The sequence below is a fragment of the Paraburkholderia youngii genome, from assembly GCF_013366925.1.
Classification (GTDB): domain Bacteria; phylum Pseudomonadota; class Gammaproteobacteria; order Burkholderiales; family Burkholderiaceae; genus Paraburkholderia; species Paraburkholderia youngii.
Map to the genome: position 1 here is coordinate 2,861,114 of NZ_JAALDK010000001.1, position 17,261 is coordinate 2,878,374.

8 protein-coding genes are annotated in these 17,261 nt (G+C 65.8%); 3 read left to right on the plus strand and 5 right to left on the minus strand.

What is annotated here, in order from left to right; translation table 11 throughout:
• Positions 1-4: 4 nt before the first annotated feature.
• Positions 5-1,438, minus strand: coding sequence for a polyhydroxyalkanoate depolymerase (locus G5S42_RS13295; protein ID WP_176107153.1), 1,434 nt, complete (start codon positions 1,436-1,438; stop codon positions 5-7).
• Positions 1,439-1,678: 240 nt separating this feature from the next.
• On the opposite strand from G5S42_RS13295, the gene G5S42_RS13300 reads away from it, so the two are divergent.
• On the plus strand, positions 1,679-2,332 hold the full coding sequence (locus G5S42_RS13300; RefSeq protein WP_176107154.1) for a glutathione S-transferase family protein: 654 nt from the start codon (positions 1,679-1,681) through the stop codon (positions 2,330-2,332).
• Positions 2,333-2,376: 44 nt separating this feature from the next.
• On the opposite strand, the gene G5S42_RS13305 is transcribed toward G5S42_RS13300, so the two are convergent.
• The 3 genes from G5S42_RS13305 to G5S42_RS13315 all read right to left on the minus strand — a co-directional run bounded on the left by G5S42_RS13305 (position 2,377) and on the right by G5S42_RS13315 (position 7,937).
• On the minus strand, positions 2,377-4,347 hold the full coding sequence (locus G5S42_RS13305; RefSeq protein ID WP_176107155.1) for a methyl-accepting chemotaxis protein: 1,971 nt from the start codon (positions 4,345-4,347) through the stop codon (positions 2,377-2,379).
• Between the two features lie 201 nt (positions 4,348-4,548).
• Entirely contained in the window at positions 4,549-7,194 is a 2,646-nt protein-coding gene (locus G5S42_RS13310; protein ID WP_176107156.1) for a heavy metal translocating P-type ATPase, read from the minus strand.
• A gap of 95 nt (positions 7,195-7,289) precedes the next feature.
• The gene (locus G5S42_RS13315; RefSeq protein WP_176107157.1) at positions 7,290-7,937 is read right to left on the minus strand and encodes an FMN-binding negative transcriptional regulator; all 648 of its coding nucleotides are present in this window, start codon (positions 7,935-7,937) and stop codon (positions 7,290-7,292) included.
• Between the two features lie 295 nt (positions 7,938-8,232).
• Between G5S42_RS13315 and G5S42_RS13320 the strand changes: the two genes are divergently transcribed.
• A complete protein-coding gene (locus tag G5S42_RS13320) occupies positions 8,233-9,651 on the plus strand; it encodes a DUF1254 domain-containing protein (RefSeq protein WP_176107158.1) in 1,419 nt (472 codons plus the stop codon).
• 213 nt (positions 9,652-9,864) lie between these two features.
• Positions 9,865-13,647, plus strand: a complete 3,783-nt coding sequence (locus G5S42_RS13325; RefSeq protein WP_176107159.1) for a DUF748 domain-containing protein — start codon at positions 9,865-9,867, stop codon at positions 13,645-13,647.
• 859 nt (positions 13,648-14,506) lie between these two features.
• Here the strand turns inward: G5S42_RS13325 and acnA are convergent.
• Positions 14,507-17,221, minus strand: a complete 2,715-nt coding sequence (gene acnA, locus G5S42_RS13330; protein ID WP_176107160.1) for an aconitate hydratase AcnA — start codon at positions 17,219-17,221, stop codon at positions 14,507-14,509.
• Positions 17,222-17,261 lie beyond the last annotated feature (40 nt).

A 17,261-nucleotide genomic window follows, 5' to 3' on the forward strand; every position in this document is an offset into this window, starting at 1 on the left:
ACGCTCAGGACGTCACGGACGGCGGTTTGCGTGACGGCTGCCCGGACGATTGGGCCGAGGAATCGCCGTTGCCGCTCCCGCCTACGGGCGCATCCACCTCCACTCCGACAACAGAGGCCGCGACCGGCGCGGCCGCCGTGACTTCGGCCGCGGTCGCCGCGGGCACCGGCTGGATCGGACGCGCGCGTGAACTGACGAGCACCGCGCGCGGTTCGTTGTCGTAAATCACGGCCCGCACGCGCGGATAAATGTGCCGCTCCCAGCGACGTCCGCTGAACACGCCGTAGTGGCCGACGCCCGTCTGCACGTAATGCGTCTTCAGGTACGGCCGCAGACGATCGCAGATGTCCTGCGCGGCGAGCGTCTGACCGACCGCGCAGATATCGTCCTTTTCGCCTTCCACGGTCAGCAATGCGGTGCGGCGAATCTTCGACGGCTCGACCAGACGCCCCTCGACTTCGAGCGCGCGCAACGGCAGCGCATGCTGCTGAAAGACCGTGTCGACGGTTTCCAAATAGAAGTCGGCCGTCAGATCCATCGTCGCGAAGTACTCTTCGTAGAACGTGCGAATGGTGTCGGCTTTTTGCGGATCACCCTTGCCGCGCTCGTAGTACATCGTTTCGAACGAGTCGGCGTGGCGGCCAGGATTCATCGCCATGAACGAGGCCAACTGAACGAAGCCCGGATACACGCGACGCTGCGCGCCCGCAAAGCCGAACGGCACCGCGCTGATCAGGTTGCGCTCGAACCACTCGATCGGCCGGCTCCTCGCCAGTTCGTTGACACGGGTCGGATTGATGCGCGTGTCGATCGGGCCGGCCATCAGCGTCATGCTGGCCGGCTGCGCGGGATGGTCGTCGGCGGCCATCAGCGCGACGGCGGCGAGCGCCGCGACGGTCGGTTGGCAGACCGCCAGCAGATGCGTGCCGGACCCGATCGTCGCGGTGAAGTCGATCACGTGGCGCACGAACTCGTCGAAGCCGAAGCGGCCCTCGCCGAGCGGAACGTCGCGCGGATTGTGCCAGTCGGTGATATAGACGTCGTGCTCGGGCAGCATCGTGCGCACGGTTGCGCGCAGCAGCGTCGCGAAGTGTCCCGACATCGGCGCAACCATCAGCACGCGTGGCTGCGGCGTCGACAGCACGGCGTCCTTGCGAAAATGCAGCAGCGAGCAGAACGGCGTGCGCGCGACGACTTCCTCGACCACCGCGACCGGCCCACCTTCGGTGACGACGCTGTCGATGCCGAACGGTGGCCGCGTCGGCGTGAGTCCGCCGAGTATCAGCAGTTCGCAGGTCGCGCGCAGCGAGCGTCCGTGGGGCGTAGCCGCGAATGTCGGCCACGCATCGAGCGAGTGGTTCGCCAGCGCCGCGCCGTGTCGCAGCGGCAGCAGCATGTCGGCGCAGGCCTGATAGGCGGGATAGGCGAACAGATTCATACTTTCACTCGAATGCGCCAGAAAAACAGGAACCCGAATAAAAGCAAGCGGTGCGCCAGGCGCTGGCGCGCGTCGCCCGGTGTGCCGCGGTATGTCGCGGCATGTCTCGCGTGCGTCGGCATATCACTTGCGTACGTAGGCGAAACGGGCCGGCCTTGCCGCGCTTTGGTGCGCGCGCGCACCGCGGCGTGCATGAGTGCAGGCACGCGCGGCGCGATACCCGATCTGGAGGACACACGCATGGGAAATACTACGCTCACGATCAGCAGCAGGAACTATTCGTCGTGGTCGCTGCGCGGCTGGCTGCTGACGAAGTTCAGCGGCTTGCCGTTCGAGGAGCTCGTCGTGCCGATCGACGACCCCGCGACGCGCGCCGAACTACTGCTGCTCTCGCCGTCGATTCTGGTGCCATGCCTCGTGCACGACGGCGTCAAGGTCTGGGATACGCTGGCGATTGCCGAATATCTGAACGAGCTGAAGCCGCAAGCCGCGCTGTTGCCGCATGAGATCCGCGCCCGCGCGCATTGCCGCTCGATCTGCGGCGAGATGCATTCGGGGTTTGCGTCGTTGCGCTCGGCGCTGCCGATGAACCTGAAGGCGCATTTCCCGGGCTTCAAGGTCTGGGCGCGCGCGCAGTCGGATATCGAGCGGATCGTGACGATCTGGCGTGAATGCCTGAAGGAGTACGGCGGTCCGTTCCTGTTCGGCGAGCGGACCGCGGCGGACGCGATGTACGCGCCGGTGGTCACGCGTTTCGTGACCTATGACGTGCAACTCGAGCCGGATATCGTCGAATACGGGCAGCACATCATGGCGCTGCCCGAAATGCGCGAGTGGATCTCGCTAGCGCGGCAGGAGGTCGAGGAGATCGACGAACTGGATGTCGAGTTCTGAGCGCGGCGGGCGCCGTGCGCCGCCGCCCGCAGTAGGCAGATCCGTCAGCCGCGCTCGCCTTCCAGCTTGAACACGCTGACCAGCTGCGCGAGCCGCGCAGCCTGCTCGCGCAATTCGGCCGCGGCGGTTTCCGCATCGACGACGATCGTCGCATTCTGCTGCGTCGCCTCGCCGATCTGCGTGACCGCCCGGTTGACCTGCTCGATGCCGCCCGACTGCTCGCGCGACGCGACGTTGATCTCGCTCATGATCGCGCGAACCTGACCGACCTGAGTGACGATGCCTTGCATCGTCGCGCTCGCTTCTTCGGCAATCCGAAAACCGCTGTCGACGTTCGCGCCCGACGCCGCGATCACCCCCTCGATCTCCTTCACTGCCGCCGCGCTGCGCTGCGCGAGCGCGCGCACTTCCGACGCGACGACCGCAAAGCCCTTGCCGTGCTCGCCCGCGCGCGCCGCTTCGACGGCCGCGTTCAGCGCGAGGATGTTGGTCTGGAAGGCGATGCCCTCGATCACCGTCGTGATCTCGGCGATTTTCTGCGACGAGCGGCCGATCTCGCCCATCGTCGACACCACGCGTTCGACCGCCCGGCCGCCTTCGAGCGCGGCGTCGGCGGCTTGCGTGACGAGCGTGTTCGCTTCGGTCGCGTGATCGGCGTTCTGCTGCACGGTCGACGTGATCTGCTCCATGCTCGCGGCAGTTTCCTCGAGGCTGCTAGCCTGGGTCGCGATGCGCATCGCGATGTTGCCGCTGCCGGCGGCGATTTTCTCGGTACCCGCCGACATGCCGGCCGACGCGTTGCGCACCTGCGCGACGATGCGCGCGAGCCCTTCGCCGATGCCGTCGATCGCCTGCATCAGACGGCCGATCTCGTCGGCGCGCGTGCGGCCGTGTGCCACGCGCACGCTCAGATCGCCCGCGGCGAGGCGCTCGGACGCACGCGCGGCTTCCTCGAGCGGACGGCTGACGAGCCGCCGCACCGCGATGAGGAACACGATCGCGAACAGGCCGACCAGCGCGAGGCCGAGCAGCAGGAACGCGTTGCGGGTGCGCACGACGTCGGCCATCACTTCGTCGCGCGGCGCGACGCCGCCGACGAGCCACTGCCACTCCGGCACCGTGACGAACGACACGAACTTGTCGCCCGCGTCGCTCTCGCCGAGGGTCGCGTCGGCCGAGCGGTAGTCGAGCTCGCCCTGCTTCATGTCGAGCATGCGCTGATACGGTGCATTCGCGTCGTCGGCTTTCTGGCCGGCGGCGGCCGGATGCACGAGCAGCTTGCCGCGCTCCGCGCCGCTCGACGCGTCGAGTACGAAGTAATAGCCGCTCGCGCCGATCTTCAGCGCGCGGATGCCGTCCTGGACCGACTGGATCTCCTTGTCCACGTCGACGCCGACGAACAGCGCGCCGATCACTCGGCCGCTCGCGTCGGTGATCGGCTTGTACTGCGTGATCATGCGCTTGCCGAACAGCGAGGCGAGGCCGGTGTACGTGCGGTTCGCGAGCAGCGGCGCATAGGCGGGCCCCTTGCGGTCGAGCAGCGTGCCGATCGCGCGGGTGCCGTCCTGCTTCTTCAGCGACGTGGTCACGCGCACGAAGTCGTCGCCGCTGCGCGCAAAAATGGTCGCGATCGCGCCGCTGCGCTGGAGGAACTGGTCGGGAATCGTGAAGTCGAGGTTCAGCACCTTGTCGCCGGCTTTGAAAGTCGGCGTCGCGGTGCCGCCGATGTCGACCTTCTGCGTGTCGTCGAGCGAGAAGTCGGTGGGCAGGAAGCTAGCGAATAGCGCCATCGATCGATCGACCTCGGCCGACAGCGCCTTGTCGAACAGCGCGATCATCGCGGCGATCGAGCGGTCTTTGTCGGCGATGCGCGCGAGCACCTGGTCGCGCACCTGGTCGCCGGCGGCCCGTGCGAGCGCCCACGCGAAGGTGCTGAGAATCACTGCGACCAGCACGCACGAGAGCACGGCAAGCCGTGCGCCGACGCTGGCGCGGCGCGAGAAGAATGAGTTCATGGGCAGGCGTGAAATGGGGATTGGGCGATGCTCGTCGGGCGTGGCCGCGATCGGGCATCGATTGACTTGTTTACGGCTCGGGAGACGGCGGGCTTGAGGGTGTATGAAAGGCGGCCGTAACAGGCTGAAAGGGGCCGCAATGGGCCCCCCAAAAGGACGAGACGGAAGCCCGGAAGGGTGTTCCTATGCTGCTTGGCGCGCCTAAGCGACGGTGCGACCGGGCGCTGTGCGCCAAGTCCGCAACAGCAGCGCATTGGTGACGACGCTGACGCTCGAAAACGCCATCGCCGCGCCCGCGAGCATCGGATTGAGCAAGCCGAACGCGGCCAGCGGAATGCCGATCAGGTTGTACACGAATGCCCAGAACAGGTTCTGCTGGATCTTGCGCCAGGTTCTGCGCGAGATGTCGATCGCATCGGCGACCAGCGCCGGGTCGCCGCGCATCAGCGTGACGCCGGCGGCGTGCATGGCGACGTCGGTGCCGGTTGCCATCGCGATGCCGATGTCGGCGGCGGCGAGTGCGGGCGCGTCGTTGATGCCGTCGCCCGCCATCGCGACGATGCCGGCGTGGCGCATCTTCAGGTCGCGGATCACGCGGGCCTTGTCGTTGGGCAGCACCTCGGCGTGGAATTCGTCGATGCCGAGCGCCCGCGCGACGCTCGCCGCGCTGCCGTGGTTATCGCCGGTCACGAGCACGCTGCGGATGCCCATTTGCGCGAGCCGCGCGACGGCCGCGCGCGCGGTCGGCTTCACCGTGTCGCCGAACGCGATCAGCGCGAGCGCTTCGGGCGAGTCGGGCGCGCGCGTCATCAGCCACGACACCGTGTTGCCCGCCGCTTCGAGTTCCTGCGCGCGTGCGTTGAGCGCGGGCGGCAGCGCGATATCGAGCTCATGCAGCCAGCGCGTGCTGCCGAGCGCGAGGGTGCGGCCGTCGACGTCGGCTTCGACGCCCCGGCCGGCGACTGCGCGAGCGGCGGTGGCGCTTGGCCCGCCGGCTTCGCCAGCGATTTGCCCGAGTTGAGCCTCGGACGCGCGCACCACCGCCCGCGCCAGCGGATGATCGCTATGCCGCTGCACCGCCGCCGCGAGCACGAGCGCTTCGTCGCGGCTCACGCCGCCGACCGGCTCGAACGCCGTCACCGATGGCTGGCCGAGCGTCAGCGTGCCGGTTTTATCGAACGCGACGATCGACACGCGATGCGCGACTTCGAGCGCTTCCGCGTCCTTGATCAGCACGCCGTGGCGCGCGGCGACGCCGGTGCCGGCCATGATCGCGGCGGGTGTCGCGAGTCCGAGCGCGCACGGGCAGGCGATCACCAGCACCGCGACCGCGTTCAGGATCGCGGTTTCCGCGCCCGCGCCGGCAAGCAGCCAGCCGATCAGCGTCAGAGCGGCGAGCGCGAGAATGGCCGGCACGAAGATTTCGCTGACGCGGTCAACCAGCCGCTGAATCGGCGCCTTCTCGGCCTGCGCGCTTTCGACGAGCCGGATGATGCGCGCGAGCGTCGTCTCCGCGCCGATCGCGGTGGTCGTCACCACGAGCGCGCCTTCGCCGTTGATCGAGCCGGCCGTGACGGCGTCGCCGGTCTGCTTCGGCACCGGCAGGCTTTCGCCGGTGATCAGCGCTTCGTCGATATGCGTGCGGCCTTCGAGGACCGCGCCGTCGACCGGCACGCGCTCGCCCGGCCGCACGATCACGATGCTGCCGACCCGCACCTGCGCGAGCGGCACCTCGCGCTCGCCCGCGCCGTCGCGGATGCGCGCGCGCTCGGGGCGCAGCGCGTTGAGCGCGCGGATCGCGTCGGTGGTCTGGCGCTTCGCGCGCGCCTCGAGCCATTTGCCGAAGCGCACCAGCGTGATCACGACTGCCGATGCCTCGAAGTACAGATGCATCGTGTCGCCCGGATGCACCGCGAGTTCGTAGACGCTGATGCCGTACGCCGCCGATGTGCCGAGCGCGACCAGCAGATCCATGTTGCCCGCGCCGGCGCGCACCGCGCGCCAGGCGGCGCGATAGAAGCGCGCGCCGAACACGAACTGCACGATCGACGCGAGCACGAACTGCGGCCACGCCGGCAGCATCGCGTGCAGGCCGAACCATTCGCCGAACATCGGCGCGACGAGCGGCAGCGTCAGCAGCGCGCACGCGCCGACGCTCGCGAGGTCGCGGCGAATTTGAACCTGCTTGCGGTCGACGGCCGGGGCAGGCGTCTTGTCGAGGATGTCGCTGACGGCGCCAGTCGAGGCGGCCGTCGCCGCCGTCGCCGCCATTGTCTCGGCCGGAGCGACAGCAGCGGGCGGCGCGTTCAGCGTCGCTTCGTAGCCGGCCTTTCTAACGGCGGCGACCAGCGCGGCGGCATCGGCGGATGCGGTGCCTTGCGGATGAACGGTGGCAGTTTCGGTCGCCAGATTGACCGACGCGCGCGCGACGCCAGGCACCTTCGCGAGCGCCTTTTCGACGCGCAACGCACAGGCTGCGCAGGTCATGCCGCCGATCTCCAGTTCAGTGGTCGGCGGCGTGTCGGCGGGTGTCGCGGCAAGCGTCGCGATTGTCTGTTCGGCGACATCGGCGTTGGCGACCGGTGTCGCTTCGTATCCGGCCTTGCGCACGGCGTCGGCCAGTTGCTGAGGCGCGAGCGTCGCGTCGCTTTCCACGCGGGCGCGCTCGGTCGCGAGATTCACCGATGCGCGCGCCACCCCCGGCAGCCTGGTCAGCGCTTTTTCGACGCGGCTCGCGCACGACGCGCAAGTCATCCCGCCGATGTCGAGTTCGACGACGCGCGTGAGTGAAGGGGAAGGGGAAGCGGCAGCGTCGGCGGGGCGCTGCGGGTTGGCAAGTCCGGTCATGGCAGGCAAGGCTCGTGGCGGCATTGGGCCGCATGGTGAAGCCAGTATCGACCTTCCCATGACGGGAAGGTCAAGGCCGGATTATGCGCCCGCCGTCAAAACGCCGGCGGCGCATCGAGCATCGCCTGTCCCACCGCTTTCTGTTGATCGCCGTCGCGCGCGAGCAGCGTTTGCGCCGCGCCGCGCCGGTCTTCGGCCGCCTTGTTCTGGCCGAGCTTCCATTTGCCGACGAGCCGCGTCACCTCGATCTCGATACCGACGATCGCGCCGAGCATCTGCGCGATGAAGTCGGCCGGCGCGTCGCCCATCTTCCACGGCACCGGCTCGCCGGCTTCCATCTTGCGCGTGAGTCGCGCGACGAGGCCGCGCACGAACGATTCATCGTCATGCACCACAATCCTGCCATGAGCATGCACGACCATATAGTTGTAGGTCGGCACCTGCTTGTGCGTTTCGTGTTTGCTCGGGTACCAGCTCGGCGAAATATAGGCGGTCGGCCCCTGGAAGATCACGAGCGCTTCGGGGTGAGTCGCGGCTTCCTGCCAGACCGGGTTCGTCCGCGCGACGTGCGCGCGCAGCACCAGACGTGACGAATCCGCCGCGTCCGCCTGCGCCTCGAACGGCAAATGATTCGCGTCGAGCCCATTGGGGCCGTGCGTAATCAGCGCGCCGAAAGAGTGCTCGGCGATCAGGCGGTGAAGAACCTCTGGACGGTTCTCTTCGAAATGGGCGGGCATGTACATTGAAACGCTCCGAATGCAGGACGACGACAGAGTGAGGGCGAATCGGCAAGAAGGCGGATCGACGGATTCGCGAATCAAAAAGCATCGCGCGCTCGCGCGAGCCGTTGGCGCGGGAACATAATGTGGCAACGACGCTGCTTTGTGCTTGCCTGGCTAGGAAGGATACGATACAACGCGAGGTTGTCGGAATCGCAATCCGCGGACTCGCTGCGCAGTGTTTCGGGAGAACCGCGCATGCACGTGGCGCTGCACACCGGCATCTCCTATAGGACTGCATGCTCCGCACCCTGAACGAATGATAAAAAATCTCCGAGAACTGTTTTTGCTGCAACGAACCTGCATGTCGCTCGCGGGTATCGCACTGCTGGCCAGCTGCGCGTCGACCCCCACCGCGACGCAACAAAGCAACGGCTGGGTGAAGGACGAAGTCGCCGACTCGTACGTATTCGGCTATCCGCTCGTGCTGATGAGCGCCGCGCGCGATGCGGCGGTCGGCACCGAGCCGGGCCAGGCTCCGTTCAACACGCTGCGCCACGCGCAGGCGCTGCCGCCGATCGGCGCGACCAACCCGCCGCAGCCGAGCATCGACACGCTCGACTCGACCGGCTGGCTCGACCTTGCAGCCGAGCCGGTGATCCTGGCGCTACCTGATTCGCATGGCCGTTACGTCGATGCACGCGTGCTCGACATGTGGACCAACGTCGCGTGGTCGACCGGACCGCAGTTCGCTGCGGGCACGGGCACGGCGAAGGGCCTGCGCGCGCAGACGATCGCGTTCGTCGCACCGGGCTGGAAGGGCGAGCTGCCGAAGGGCGCGACGCGCGTCGAAGTGCCGACCCGCAACGCCTGGATCAGCGTGCGCATCCAGTCGAGCGGCGCGCGCGATCTGAACGCGGTGCGCAAGCTGCAGCGCGCGATCCGTCTGGAGCCGCTGAGCGTGTTCGTCGGCGACGCCGAGCCGGCGGTGCCGCCGCGCGGTTACGCAAGCGGCGTCGCGGGCCCGAGCGGCACGCCGGCGCAGCAGGTCGCCGCGCTCGATGCGAGCGGCTTCTTCGGCCGTCTTGCCGACGCGTTGCCTGACAATCCGCCGACACCGGCCGATCCGCATGCGCTCAAATTCCTCTCCGACCTCGGCGTGACGCCCGGCGATCCCGTGAAGCTGCCGAAGTCATCCGCTGTGCTCGCGGCCGGTCTCGCCGATGGTCGCGAGCGCGTCGCGACGCCGCCGTCGAATCTGCTGAGCGCGAACGGCTGGAGCTGGCTCGGCGACGGCGTCGGCAATTATGGTCCCGACTACGCATTGCGCGCGTATGCGGCGAGCGCGCAGTTGGGAATCGGTACGAAGGATGACGAAGTACGCGCGGTCGTCACGCAGGACAGCGACGGCAACACGCTGAACGGCGCGAATCGCTACGTGATCCACTTCGCGGCGAACCAGTTGCCGCCGGTGCGCGGATTCTGGACCATCACCGCGTACACGAAGGATGGCGCGCTGAGCGAGAACGCGCCGGCGCGGCTCGCGGTTGGCGATCGCAATGGCGCGCGCCGCAATCGCGACGGTTCGCTCGACGTGTTCGTGTCGTCGACGCGCAGCCGCACCGGCAACTGGCTGCCCGCACCGCGCGCGGACATGCAACTGGTGCTGCGCCTGTATGCGCCGAAGCCGCAAGCCACCGACGGCAGCTGGCAGCCGCCGCCGGTCGTGCGGCAATGACGTGAACGGCGCGCGGGCAAACCGCGCGCCGTCCGGTGTCGTTATCTAACGCTCGCGATAATTTTCTTCGCGAGAAAACCGGTCGGTCAGCAGCACGAATCGTCAAGGTGGGCCTGACATTCCTGTCTAACCATTGATTCAAGACTTATACTGCCGCATGCGGGATTTGTGTTTTTCGCGGCGGGCTTGCCGCCGCATTCCTCCACATCGAGCATGGCAAGCCTCAATAAAGCATCGTTAGCCTCCTCCATTCAGACTGTGCGCGCAGTCGCGCAGTCGCACCGTACGCGGCGAATTCTCGTTGGTCTGTTGATCTTCGTCGTCGTGATCGGCCTGCTCGGCTTTTTCGCGGCGCCGCCGCTGATTCGCCATATCGCGAGCCAGCAACTGAGCAAGCAGCTCGACCGGCCGGCGTCGATCGGCCGCGTTGCACTCAATCCGTACACCCTGCGTTTCGAGGCCGACAACGTGCATATCGGCGAGCGCGGCGGCGCGGGCGACTTCGTCGATATTTCGCGGCTCATCGTGAAGCCGTCGTGGAGTTCGCTGTTTCGCGGCGCGCCGATCGTCGACGAAGTGCAGGTCGATTCGCCGCGCTTTCATCTCGTTCGCCTCGATGCGCAGCACTTCAATTTCAGCGACCTGATCGAGAAGTTCGCGAACCAGCCGGCAAAACCGAACAGCAAACCGACGCAGTTCTCCGTCTCCAACATTCGCGTCGAAAACGGCCAGGTCAAGTTCGACGACCGCGTGCTCGGCACGAGCCACGTGATCGATGAATGGAAGCTCGGCATTCCGTTCATCGCGACGCTGCCGTCGAAGACCGATATCTTTGTCGAGCCGCTGCTGCGTGCGCGCATCGACGGCGACAGTCAGCTCGCGATCGACGGCAGGACCAAGCCGTTCGCGGCGTCGCGCGAGTCGGAAGTGTCGCTGCGCTTCGACGATCTCGACGTGCCGAAGCTGGTGTCCTACGCGCCATCGAAGCTGCCGGTGATCGTGCAGTCGGGCAAGCTGTCCACTGACCTGAAGCTGAACTTCGTGATGGCGAACGACACGCCGTCGCTGCGCGTGACCGGCACCGTCGACCTGCACGACGTGGACGTCCAGGATCAGGGCAAGGCGCCGTTTTTCGCCGCGCGCGCGGTGCATGTAGCGGCGGCATCGCTCGAGCCGTTGAAGAGCGTCTATCACTTCGACGATATCCGCATCGATGCGCCGAGCGCGAGCGTCGCGCGCGACAAGGACGGTGTATTGAGCGTCGAGCATATGTTTGCGCCCGCGCCCGGAAAACCGGCGGCAAAGGAAACCGCGGACACGAATGCCAAGCCCAAAACCGCCGCCGCCGAAAAAGCGGCCCCGCCGTTCGACGTCGCGATCAAACGTTTCACACTCAACGATGGCACCGTCAACGTACACGACGAGGCCGCGTCCCGTCCGGTCGAAGCCGGTCTGCAAAATCTCGCGGTCACGCTGACCGATTTCTCGACGCTCGCGTCGGCGCCCGCCCATTACACGCTGAACACGAACCTGAAGGACGGCGGCGGTTCGCTCGCCGCCGACGGCACGGTCGGCCTCGCAGCGAAGACGGCGAGCGCGAAGCTCGATCTGAAGTCGCTGAAGCTGCCGCCGCTGCAGCCGTATCTCGACACCGCGACGTCCGCGCAGGTGCTCGATGGTGCGTTGTCCGCGACGACGAATATCGACACGAACTGGTCGAAGTCGCCCATGGCGCTGACGGTTGCGGACACGAAGCTGGACATGCAGAAGGTGAAGCTCGCGGCGCGCGGCGACAAGACGCCGGTGATCTCGCTCGCGCAGGGCAACGTGGTGGTCAAGCAGGTCGACGTCGCGGCGCGCACGGCCGACGTGACGAGCGTCGACGCAACCGGCCTCGCGGTCGACGCGCAGCGCCTGCAGGACGGCACCGTCAATCTGAACGCGCTCGCGGGGTCGCATCAACAGGCGACGGAGCGCACGGCGATTCACGCGGCGAAAAAAGCGCAGGCCGAGGGCCCCGCATGGCGCTACAAGATCGGCGAATTGACGCTCAAAGACGCGACCGCCGAGTTCACCGACAACATGACGGCACAGCCGGTCAAACTGAGCTTCACGCCGGTGCAGTTGAAGGTGCAGCAGATCAGCGACGACCTGAGCCGACCGCTGCCCGTCGATCTGCAGGCGACGTTGAACAGAAAGGGCACGCTCGGCGTAAAGGGCGACGTCACGGCGACGCCGCTCAAGCTGGCCGTCAAGGTCAACGCGAATCAGCTCGACGCGGCCGCGTTCGAGCCGTACTTCGGCAGCAAGCTGAACGCGTCGCTCGCTAGCGCGCTGCTGAATGCGAACGGCGATCTCTCGGTCAGCCAGGCGAAGTCGCTGAAGGCGAACTTTCGCGGCGACATGGCGCTCGTCGCCGTGCGCATGATCGACAAGGCGACCTCCGACCCGTTCGCGGGCTGGGGCTCGCTTGCGCTGACGAACCTGAAGGCCGATTACGACGAGCACGGGGGGACCGCGGTCGACGCGGGGCGTGTGACGTTCTCCAAGTTCTATGGCCGCGTGCTGCTCGACGCGCAAGGCAAGCTGAACTTGAAGGATGTGGTCGCGCACGAGGGCGGTACGACGCAGTCGCTGACGCGCAGCAAGAGCAGCTCGCACCCGATTCCGCTGACGCCCGAGGCGGTGTCCGAAGCGGTCGCGGCGTCGGCGCCGGCGGCGGTCGCGGCAGCATCGGCTGCGGCGCCGGGCAAGGCAACCACCACGCCTGCGGCCACCGCCACGGCCGCGACGCCGCCACAAAATCCGCTCAAGATGCACTTCGGGCAACTGGTGTTGCAACAGGGCCGCGTGACCTACACCGACAACTTCGTCAAGCCGAACTACACGGCGAACCTCGTCGACATTCAGGGCACCATCGGCGCGTTCGGTACGGAAACGACCACGCCCGCACCGGTCGATGTCGCCGCGAAACTCGCGGCCAACGGTCCGCTGACGATTCGCGGCACCGTCAATCCGCTGATCGCGAAACCGGCGCTCGATCTGACCGCGACCGCGCACGACATCGAGCTGACGAACCTGACGCCGTATTCGGCGAAATACGCGGGCTATCCAATCACGAAGGGCAAGCTCAACGTCGATCTGCACTATCAGCTTGCGAACGACCAGCTGAACGCGAACAACCACCTGTTCATCGATCAGCTGACGTTCGGCGATCATATCGACAACGACACCGCGACCAAGCTGCCGGTGCGTTTCGCAATCTCGCTGCTGAAGAACTCGCGTGGCGAGATCGACGTGAACCTGCCGGTGTCGGGCTCGCTGTCGAACCCCGAGTTCAGCATAGGCGGGCTAATCTGGCATGCGGTGCTCAATCTGCTCGAGAAGGCGGTGACCGCGCCGTTCTCGCTGATCGCGCATGCGTTCGGCGGCAATGGCGAGGACCTCGGCTACGTCGAATTCGAGGCCGGCTCGGCCACGCTCACCGACGCCGACAAGCAGAAACTCGACACGATCGTCAAGGCACTTACCGACAAGCCGTCAATCCGCATGGACCTGATCGGCCGCGTCGATCCGAAGGTCGACGAGCCGGCGCTGCGCACGCGGTACGTCGATCAGATGGTCAAGCGGCAGAAGATCAAGGACGCGGTGGGTAACGGCGAGAGCGTCGATCCGTCGACGGTCACGGTCGATCAGAAAGACTACGAAAAGTATTTGACCAAGGCCTACAAGTCCTCCGACTTCAAGAAACCGCGCAACTTCATCGGCATGACGAAGACGCTGCCGGACGACGACATGAAGAGCGCGCTCGCGGCCAACGCGCCGATCGACGACGCAAGCCTGCGCCAGCTTGCGCAGCAGCGCGCACAGAGCGTGCAACAGTACCTGGAGGGCAAGATCGACAGCAGCCGCGTGTTCATCGTCGCGCCGAAGATGAATGCCGACGATATCAAGGACAAGGGTGCGACGACGCGAGTCGATTTCGGCTTGAAGTGATGGTGGCGGGCGATCAGGTCTGTTGCTTGTCACCCGACAGATTTTGCCGCGGCGTATCGAACAAGCGCGAACACATGGCGGTGGGAAATCGCCTTCGCCCAAGGCGGAGGCGGTATCCCGAGCACCTTTCTGGTCAATGGCATAAGCCTTGCAAGTGGTCCGGTCACTCCCATCCGGACACAAGGACCATTGCCATGACGACTCTTACCATCCACGATCTGCCGCGTGTCGGCTAGGTGCGTTCCCGTCGACTTGGGCACCAGAAAAACAAACGCGCCGGACATTGCGTACCGGCGCGTTTCATGCAGCACACGTCTTCAGACGTGTCTATCAGGACCGTTTAGTCCTGCGGGATGCTCGCTGGCTCTTACCGAAGCCACGCGAGCGGCTTACATAGCAGTGGTCAGAGTCAGTATTCAAAGGCATTCCCTCCAAGGTGAAGTTGAGCATTCAGCCTGCGTTGCATCAGGAGGACACGTCTCACGGGGCGCCGCAGCCAGGGGACGGCGTGCGGCCGTCATATGTGCGCTGTGCACGAGCGCGGCGCTGACGCCCGGGGGTGAGACGCATCCCACACACGTCTTCTCATGATCGAAGACGCCCTCGGCGGCTACTCGAACTACTTCAACTGTTTGCCGCCTCAAGGAAAATGTAAGGTATTTCCCACGAAGAAGAAACCAGGCAGGTTGTCGCGCGGCATGTTGTCGTGATGCCGAACTTCGCATCAGGTTCGAGTCCCCTTCGCATCCTGCGTGACCAAAAAAAAAGCCCGACCTGAGGTCGGGCTCCAAAGTCGGCTGCGCCCTCCACAGGACGCAGCCCCTGCAAAACAGCGAGGCTACATGCGTTGCCGCGAGGCTCAAGCAGCCAGCAGCGAGCGCAGCACGAACGGCAGAATCCCGCCGTGCTTGTAGTAGTCGACTTCGATCGGCGTGTCGATACGCAGCAGCACCGGAACCCGCTTGTCGCCGTCTTTGCCGTGGATCACGAGCGTGACTTCCTGTTGCGGCTTGAAGTCGTCTCCGAGGCCTTCGATGTCGTACGTTTCTTCGCCGGTGATACCGAGCGACTGCACGCTATCCGAGCCCTTGAACTGCAGCGGCAGAACGCCCATGCCGACGAGGTTCGAACGGTGGATCCGCTCGAAGCTGCGTGCGACCACGGCCTTCACGCCCAGCAGCTGCGTGCCCTTGGCCGCCCAGTCGCGCGACGAACCCGTGCCGTACTCTTCGCCCGCGAACACGATGGTCGGCGTGTCGGCTTCGATGTACTTCATCGCCGCGTCGTAGATCGACAGCTGTTCGCCGCTCGGCTGGTGAATCGTCAGGCCGCCTTCGACGCGCGTGCCGTCCGCCTTTGCCGGGATCATCAGGTTCTTGATACGGACGTTCGCGAACGTGCCGCGCATCATAACGTCGTGGTTGCCGCGACGCGAGCCGTAGCTGTTGAAGTCGGCCTTCTGCACGCCGTTTTCCTTCAGCCAGCGGCCTGCCGGCGAGTCTTCCTTGATCGAGCCTGCCGGACTGATGTGGTCGGTCGTGACCGAGTCACCGAAGATGCCCAGAGCGCGCGCGCCCTTGACCGGCGCGATGCTGGAGGCCGGCGTCATCGAGAAGTCCTTGCCGAAGAACGGCGGCTCGGCGATGTAGGTCGACTTCGGCCAGTCGTAAACCTGACCTTCTTCGCCCTCGATCTTGCTCCACAGGTCGCCCTTCTTCGTGAGCTGCGAGTAGTTCTTGCGGAACGCGTCGGCATCCATCGCGTACTTCAGCAGCGCGTTGACTTCGTCGCTGGTCGGCCAGATGTCGCCGAGGTAGATGTCCTTGCCGCCCTTGCCCTTGCCGACCGGCTCGGTCATCAGGTCGCGCGTGATGTTGCCGGCGATCGCGTACGCGACGACGAGCGGCGGCGACGCGAGGAAGTTCGCGCGGATGTTCGGGTGGATACGCGCTTCGAAGTTACGGTTGCCCGACAGCACTGCTGCCGCGACGATGTCGTTCTTCGTGATCGCTTCGTTCAGTTCCGGCGTCAGGTCGCCCGCATTGCCGATGCAGGTCGTGCAGCCGTATGCGGCCAGCGTGAAGCCGAGCTTGTCGAGGTACTTCAGCAGGTCGGTCTTCGTCAGGTACTCGGTGACGATGCGCGATCCCGGAGCCAGCGACGTCTTGATGTGCGGAGCAACCGTCAGGCCAGCCTCGACAGCTTTCTTCGCGAGCAGACCGGCGGCGAGCAGCACGCTCGGGTTCGACGTGTTCGTGCACGACGTGATCGCGGCGATCAGCACGTCGCCGTTCTTCACGTCGACGCCGTTGCTCGTCGTGTATTTCGCGTCGAGATCGGCGGCCTTTTTCGCGAAACCGTTTTCAGAGACCGGCTTCGAGAACAGATCGGTGAAGGTCGACTTCACGTGGCCGATCTCGATGCGGTCCTGCGGACGCTTCGGGCCTGCCAACGACGGCGCGACCGTGGCGAGATCCAGCGTGACGACCTTCGTGTAATCGATGTCGCCATCGGCCGGAATGCCGAACAGCTCCTGCGCCTTGAAGTAGTTCTCGAACGCGGAGATTTCCGCTTCCGTGCGGCCCGTGCCGTGGAAGAACTCGATGGTCTTTTCGTCGACCGGGAAGAAGCCCATCGTCGCGCCGTATTCCGGCGCCATGTTGCCGATCGTCGCGCGGTCCGGCACCGACAGCGAGCGCGTGCCTTCGCCGAAGAACTCGACGAACTTGCCGACGACCTTTTCCTTGCGCAGCAGTTCGGTGATGGTCAGCACGAGGTCGGTCGCGGTCACGCCTTCGATCAGCTTGCCCTTCAGGTGCACACCGACGACATCCGGCGTCAGGAAGTACACCGGCTGGCCGAGCATGCCTGCTTCGGCTTCGATACCGCCCACGCCCCAGCCCACCACGCCGATGCCGTTGATCATCGTCGTGTGGCTGTCCGTGCCGACCAGCGAGTCCGGGTAGTACACGGTGTCCGCGCCGTCGGCCTTCTTGTGCACGCCGCGCGCGAGATATTCGAGGTTCACCTGGTGAACGATGCCGACGCCCGGCGGCACGACCTTGAACGTGTCGAACGCCTGCATGCCCCACTTCATGAACTGATAGCGCTCGTTGTTGCGCTGGAATTCCAGCTTCATGTTCAGGTCGAGCGCGTTCTTCTCGCGGAAGTGGTCGACCTGCACCGAGTGGTCGACGACGAGGTCCACCGGCACCAGCGGCTCGATCGACTTCGGATTCTTGCCGACGGCCTTCGCTACGCCGCGCATCGCGGCGATGTCGGCGAGCAGTGGCACGCCGGTGAAGTCCTGCAACACGACGCGCGACACGACGAACGGAATTTCATCGACGCGCGCCGCGTTCGGCTTCCAGTTCGCGAGTTGCGTGACGTGTTCTTCGGCGATTTTCTTGCCGTCGTAGTTGCGCAGCACCGATTCCAGCACGATACGGATCGAGACCGGCAGACGGTCGATTTTGAGGTTCAGAGCCTTGCCGAGTTGCGGCAGGGAGTAGAACTTGCCTTTGCCGGAACCGCTGTCGAATTCCTTGAGCGTTTTGTGGAGGTTGTGGGCCATGGTGTTTTCCTTGGTTTGGATCGCGGAACTACAGTACTCA